This is a genomic window from Bacteroidota bacterium, from assembly GCA_018831055.1.
GTDB lineage: Bacteria > Bacteroidota > Bacteroidia > Bacteroidales > B18-G4 > M55B132.
Genome location: JAHJRE010000068.1, coordinates 1 through 6,701, shown reverse-complemented (window position 1 = coordinate 6,701; position 6,701 = coordinate 1). Strand labels below are relative to the sequence as shown.

General features: G+C 43.2%; 5 protein-coding genes. 2 read left to right on the top strand and 3 right to left on the bottom strand.

The features are described from left to right. A partial coding sequence (locus tag KKA81_03995; GenBank protein ID MBU2650075.1) for a T9SS type A sorting domain-containing protein occupies nt 1-272 on the top strand: 272 nt, incomplete at its 5' end. A gap of 111 nt (nt 273-383) precedes the next feature. Beyond that, nucleotides 384-2,348, top strand: coding sequence for an ABC-F family ATP-binding cassette domain-containing protein (locus KKA81_03990; GenBank protein ID MBU2650074.1), 1,965 nt, complete (start codon nt 384-386; stop codon nt 2,346-2,348). Nucleotides 2,349-2,358: 10 nt separating this feature from the next. On the opposite strand, the gene KKA81_03985 is transcribed toward KKA81_03990, so the two are convergent. The 3 genes from KKA81_03985 to KKA81_03975 form a co-directional block, all read right to left on the bottom strand. After that, the gene (locus KKA81_03985; protein MBU2650073.1) at nt 2,359-3,333 is read right to left on the bottom strand and encodes a polyprenyl synthetase family protein; all 975 of its coding nucleotides are present in this window, start codon (nt 3,331-3,333) and stop codon (nt 2,359-2,361) included. A gap of 2 nt (nt 3,334-3,335) precedes the next feature. Beyond that, nucleotides 3,336-4,199 (bottom strand): glucose-1-phosphate thymidylyltransferase RfbA, encoded by an 864-nt coding sequence (rfbA, locus tag KKA81_03980; GenBank protein MBU2650072.1) that lies wholly within the window; start codon nt 4,197-4,199, stop codon nt 3,336-3,338. A 105-nt stretch (nt 4,200-4,304) separates the two neighbouring features. Then, nucleotides 4,305-6,701: MMPL family transporter (locus tag KKA81_03975; GenBank protein ID MBU2650071.1), on the bottom strand; the 2,397-nt coding region annotated here is incomplete at its 5' end.

Genomic DNA, 6,701 nt, shown 5'->3' with positions numbered 1-6,701 from the left:
TTGTCTCCACCACTGTCAGCGTCAGTGAACTTTCAAGCGAAGGCATCGCCATCTACCCGAACCCGGCTACCGATGTTGTTAACATCACAGCTACTGAAGACATCACATTCGTAACGATCATCAACAATGTAGGACAGGTTGTTTACAACAACAAGGTTGTTAACGACAACGTTCTCCAGGTAACCACTTCCGGTTTCGAAGCCGGTGTGTATATGATCAAGGTTGAAACCGGATCGAATGTGATCATTCAGAAGGTGATCATTGCTAACTAATCCTTAACAGGAGTTTAACTCCTACAGGAATAATATAAAAAAAGAGGCTGTCATCCGACAGCCTCTTTTTATTTTGGCAAGTCCTTATACATCACTATTTTTGTGCCGGCTATGATCAGTATAAACGACTTATCGGTTCATTTCACAGGGGAATATATATTCCGCAATGTTTCCTTTATGATCCATGAGAAGGATAAAATAGGTCTGGTAGGTCGCAATGGATCAGGTAAAACTACTCTGCTAAGAATTATTGCGGGATTACAGAATCCGGAATCGGGCAATGTTGTGATACCGAGCTCCATGACTCTCGGTTATCTCCCCCAGGAAAAACTGGTTAACTCAGGTAGAACCGTCTACCAGGAGGCGCTGGAAGCTTTTAACCATATCCTGGAACTTAAAAAACTAATCGATGAGAAGACGCATGAGATAAGTGCACGTAGTGATTATGATTCCCCTGCTTATCAAAAGCTTGTGATCTCTCTTTCAGAAGCTAATGATAAATTTCAGATTTTGGGAGGACACCAGTTTCAGGCAGATACGGAAAAGGTATTACTGGGACTGGGGTTTGTGCAACAGGATTTTAACCGAACCATGAATGAATTCAGTCAGGGCTGGCAAATGAGGGTGGAACTGGCGAAAATACTGCTTGCCCGGCCTAACCTGATCCTGCTTGATGAGCCTACCAATCATCTGGATATTGAATCCATCCAGTGGTTGGAAGAATACCTGATGAATTACAATGGCGCTGTCATTCTGGTTTCTCACGACCGGGCCTTCCTGGATAATATAACCAAAAGGACCATTGAACTTGCCGACCAAAAGATTTATGATTATAAGGCGAGTTATTCCGGATATGTTGAAATGAGAGAAGAGCGCATGGAACTTCAGCTTGCTATGCTGAATAACCAGCAACGGGAAATAAGACAGATCGAAAGGTTTATCGAGAGATTCCGTTATAAGAATACCAAGGCAAGACAGGTTCAATCGAGAATAAAAATGCTCGATAAAATGGAGCGTATCGAGATTGACGAAATGGACCAGACCACCTTTCACTTTCGTTTTCCTGAATCTCCCCGCGCCGGTAAAGTGATAGTCGAAGCCGATCACCTGACCAAAGCATATGGTAGTCATACCGTTTTGAACAAGATATCTTTTCCTGTCATCAAAAATGATAAAATTGCCTTCGTGGGAAGAAATGGAGAGGGTAAAACCACTCTTTCAAGAATTCTTGCCGGCAAGCTTGAGTATGAAGGTTTGTTGAAGTACGGGCATAATGTAAAAATCGGGTATTATGCACAGGATCAATGGGAAAGACTGGATGGGGATAAGACCGTGTTTGACACTATTGATGCCGTGGCCACGGGTGATATGAGGACACGGGTAAGAAATCTGCTGGGCAGTTTTCTGTTTAGCGGCGATACGATCGAAAAGAAAGTAAAAGTCCTTTCAGGAGGGGAGAAATCCCGTTTATCCCTTGCAAAATTGCTGCTTACCCCGGTCAACCTGTTAATCATGGACGAGCCTACCAACCATCTCGATATGCAGTCGAAGGACATGTTGAAAAATGCTCTGATTCAGTATGATGGCACTATGATCATTGTATCGCACGACCGTGATTTTCTCCAGGGATTGACAAATAAGATCTTTGAATTTCGTAATGGCAAAGTGAAGGAGTATATCGGTGATATCTATGACTTCCTGGAAGCCAGAAAAATATATTCATTGAATAGTTTGAATCAGAACCATAAAGGGATTTCACGGCAGACAGAAGGTCAGCCCTCTGAAAATAAGTTGATCTGGGAAAAATCACGGGAAATAGACCGGGAAATAAGAAAAATCAGATCGGGAATCGATGGGATTGAGAAAAAGATACATACCTTAGAGGAAAAGCTGTCCGAAATGGATAGTATTCTGGCTGATCCGGATACGCACAGGGAAAATAAATCCCTTGACGAGATATATGTTGATTATGATAAGGTAAAAAACTCACTTGCTGCTTCCATGAATGAATGGGAGAACCTCCAAATGAGGCTGGAGGAATTGGAAAGCGATAAGACCGCTTTGAAGCAGCAATGACAGGATAAATTTAATAATCCCTTTTCATCAGGTTTTCTGCGAATTCTTTCAGAAGTGTTTTTTTCCCCTCATCCGCTGAGATGCTTTTCAAATCCTGCATGGCTGCATGGTAAAGGTTCCGGATCATTTCTTCTGTTTCCTGCTGGATATTTAAATGACGATAGAGCTTTTTTACCTCGCTGACCCTGAGAGAATTCTTGTCTTCAGGAAGGCTAAACAGTTCGTTCAGAGTGTTTTTTTGATTTTCACCGGCTAGTTCGTAAGCTTTAAGGTACAGGAAGGTCTTTTTCCCTGCAATGATATCTCCGCCGCTGACTTTTCCAAATTTTTCCTCATCCCCAAATACATCAAGCAGATCATCCTTTAATTGAAAAGCCTGTCCCAGCTGAACCCCGAAATTATATATTTTGTCGCATTCCTTACTGTCGGCTCCGGCTATTATAGCCCCTATCTTCAGGGAGGCACCCAGGAGTACTGCCGTCTTAAGACGTATCATATTCAGGTAATCCTGGATGTGCACAGAATCAGTCGTTTCGAAATTCATATCCAGCTGCTGCCCTTCGCATACTTCGATGGCAGTGCGGGTGAAAACGTTAAGCAATTCCCGGAGGCGCTTGGTTTCTGCGGTAGCCATGTATTGAAAAGCTATGGCGAACATGGTATCACCGGAAAGGATGGCAACGTTTTCGTCCCATTTTTTATACACGGTTTCCTTACCTCTTCTGAGTGGGGCCTTATCCATGATATCATCGTGGATAAGTGTGAAATTATGGAATACCTCAATGCCGATAGCAGGTTTGACAGCTTTCTCGGGAGGTGTGCCAAACATCTCACACGACATAAGAAGCAAAAGGGGGCGCATCCTTTTCCCTCCCAGTTCAAGGGTATATGCAATCGGATCGTACAATTCGGGAGGATGTCCTGAAAATTTCTCCTTTAAAAGTGCGGAGTTAAATAATTCCAATAATTCATTGTACGTATGCATGGCTATTCTCCGGCAAGATTTATAAGATATTCTCCGTAACCGCTTTTTAGCAATGGCTGGGCTATTTTAACCAGTTGTTCTTTGTTGATAAATCCCTGCTGATAGGCAATTTCTTCGATACATCCAACCTTCAACCCCTGACGTTGCTCAATAACCTCTACAAATTGTGCTGCCTGCATGAGCGATTCAAAGGTTCCGGTATCGAGCCAGGCAGTGCCTCGATCCAATATTCCGACCTTGAGTTTATTTTGTTCAAGATAGTAACGATTCACATCGGTGATCTCATATTCACCTCTTGCACTGGGCTTGATATTTCTTGCAACATCAACAACGCTGTTATCATAGAAATATAACCCGGGAACAGCAAAATTGGATTTGGGTTTCTTTGGCTTTTCTTCAATGGAAATAGCAATGTTGTTCTCATCGAACTCAACTACACCGTACCTTTCCGGGTTTGAAACATGGTACGCAAATACCATGCCTCCCTCGGGATCATTGTTTTCCTGGAGAAGGTGCTGAAGCCCGGTTCCGTAAAAAATATTGTCTCCCAGGATGAGCGCGGCTTTATCGTTCCCAATAAATGGTGCTCCTATCACGAAAGCTTGAGCAAGTCCGTTGGGTACCTCCTGGATGGCATAGGTAAAAGAACATCCAACCCGTGAACCGTCACCTAACAGGTTAATAAATGCAGGATTATCCTGGGGAGTAGTTATAATCAGGATGTCTCGTATACCTGCCATCATCAATATCGATAGCGGGTAATAAATCATGGGCTTATCGTAAATAGGCATCAGTTGCTTACTGATGGCCATCGTGATGGGAAATAGCCTTGTGCCGGATCCACCGGCGAGTATGATACCTTTCATATTATATGGTTATATGGTTAGTCCTGCCTGTCCCGGCGAAAGCCGGGATCCCGCACGCCCCGGCGAAAGCCGGGGTCGAAAGCCGGGGTCGAAAGCCGAAATCTCTCACTCCCCCTTCTCAATCTCCAGTTCTTTTAATTCAATATCTTCTTCCTCATCAAATATCTCCAGCAAGGGTTCTTTGAAAGTTTTGGTAGTTATGTATTTATCCATTGTCAGCAGGAGGGAGGGCAGAATAAACAGATTGGAAGCCAACGCAACAAGCAGAGTAAAGCAGATAAGATAACCCAGTGCTTCTGTCCCTCCGAAGGAAGACAAAATAAATATAGAGAACCCGAAGAATAGTACGACAGATGAATAAATCATGCTGAATCCGGTTTCCTTTAATGCAGCCAGAACCGATTCTTTGATATTCCAATTGTTTAACTGAAGCTGGAGACGGTATCTTGAGAGGTAATGAATTGCATTGTCGACAGAAATACCCAAAGCTATGCTGAAGATCAGAATAGTAGATGGTTTGATGGAAATCCCTGCAAAACCCATCATACCTGCTGTCATGATCAGGGGAATGAGGTTGGGTATCAGTGAGATGATGATCATCCTGAAAGAAGTAAACAGCAAAGCCATTAGAACAGAGATGATTGCCAGGGCAAGTAAAAGACTTGAGAACAGGTTTTTAACCATGTAGTCTGTGCCTTTCAAATAAACCACGCTGGTTCCGGTCATCTCAACGTCATAGTCTGAAGGTGGAAAGATTTCGTTGATCACCGGTCTGAGGCTGTCGGTCAGGGCTTCAATCTCTCTGGTGCCAATATTGGCCATCTGGATGCTGATTCGGGTAATACGGTTCGTGCTGTCAATAAATGAGTGAAAGGTATTATTGGTAGACGTACTTCCTGTGTACAACTTTAATTCATTTAATTTGGTGGGAGGAGGCAGAATATAATATTTGGGGTCTCCTCCCATGTGGGCCTGGTAGATGAAGCTGATACCGTCAACTATACTAAGGGGCCTGCTGAAATATTTTGAGTAAAGTGTGTCTTTGGAAAAAACCCGTTGAAAGCGTTTTATTTTATAAAGAGCTTCGGCATTGTCGCTGAAAAGCCCGTTCTCTTCCTTACTGTCAACAGATATCTCCAATGGCATAACGCCTTTGAAGTTTTCTTCCAGGAACATCAGATCTTTATACAATTTGTGCCCTTTGGAGATATCATCGACTATATTTCCTGTCGTTTGCAGCTTGGTAACTCCCCAAATGGCTAAGGCGATGAAAATAATGGCAATTACATAGATCGGATTGCGGTATCGCAGCACAATATTGACTATGCGCCCAATGATCCTGCTGACAATTCCGTCTTCCAAATGCTTGAAATGCTTGTCTTTTGGTGGAGGAAGATAACTGAAGAAAATGGGGATCAATATGAGTGTGAGTAAATAGGCAACCAGGATGTTCAGGGAAGCGATGATCCCAAATTCTGTCAGGATGCGGTTACCCGTGATGGTGAATGCCGCGAATCCCGCGGCGGTGGTCGCATTTGTGAGTAGGTTTGCATTTCCTATTCTTTGTACAACCCGCGATAAAGCTTTGATTTTATTCTTATGGGTAAGGTATTCAGAATGATATTTGTTTAACAGGAAGATGCAATTCTCTACCACGATAACGATCATAAGCGGGGGTAGTATCCCGGTGAGCATAGTAATCCTGTAATTAAACAGGCTTATGGATCCGAGAACCCAAACAACAACCATCCCCATGATCAAAGCGGGAAAGGCCACTGCCCTGAATGACCGGAAGAAAATAAAGAGGATCACCGCCGCGATGATGGCTGCCAGATAGGTGAAGAAAAAGAGTTCATCTTCAAGTGTTTTGGCTGTTACGATGCGGATATAAGGCAATCCTGAATAATGTAACTCCAGATTGTACTGTTCACCGAAACTGTCGGCTTCGGATTTGATCTCCTTCATCAATACCGTCCGGTTTTTCGAATTCAGCACATTTTTATCAAGAGTAACCATCAGCAAATGCACCCCGCTTTCCTCATTGTACAGGAAGTCTTTGTAAAACGGCAGACTGAAAATTGCTTTTTTTATGCTGTCGACTTCTTCAACCGAGGCAGGCCGCTTGGTAACAACCGGTTTGAAATCCATAGTGCCAAGGCTGTCGTTCTTAACAAGATTAAACATCCTGGCCACGGATAAAACACCTTCCACTCCTTCAATTTTGCTAATGTTTTGTGTGAGGTCGTACCATGCATTGAACTTATCAAAGGTAAAAAGGTCATTATCCTGAATGCCTATGAACATCACACTCCCGTCTTCCCCAAACCTTTGTTTAAAGATTTCATATTCTATAGCGGTACTGTCGGAATCGGGCAGCATCCTGGAAAATTCGTAGGATAACTTTACGTGAAGAGCAAAATAGAGCATGATCAGCGTAAGCACACCTATAATTATCAGGTTTAACAGTCTGTTCCTGAGAATTATCCTTACCATGAATGTCCA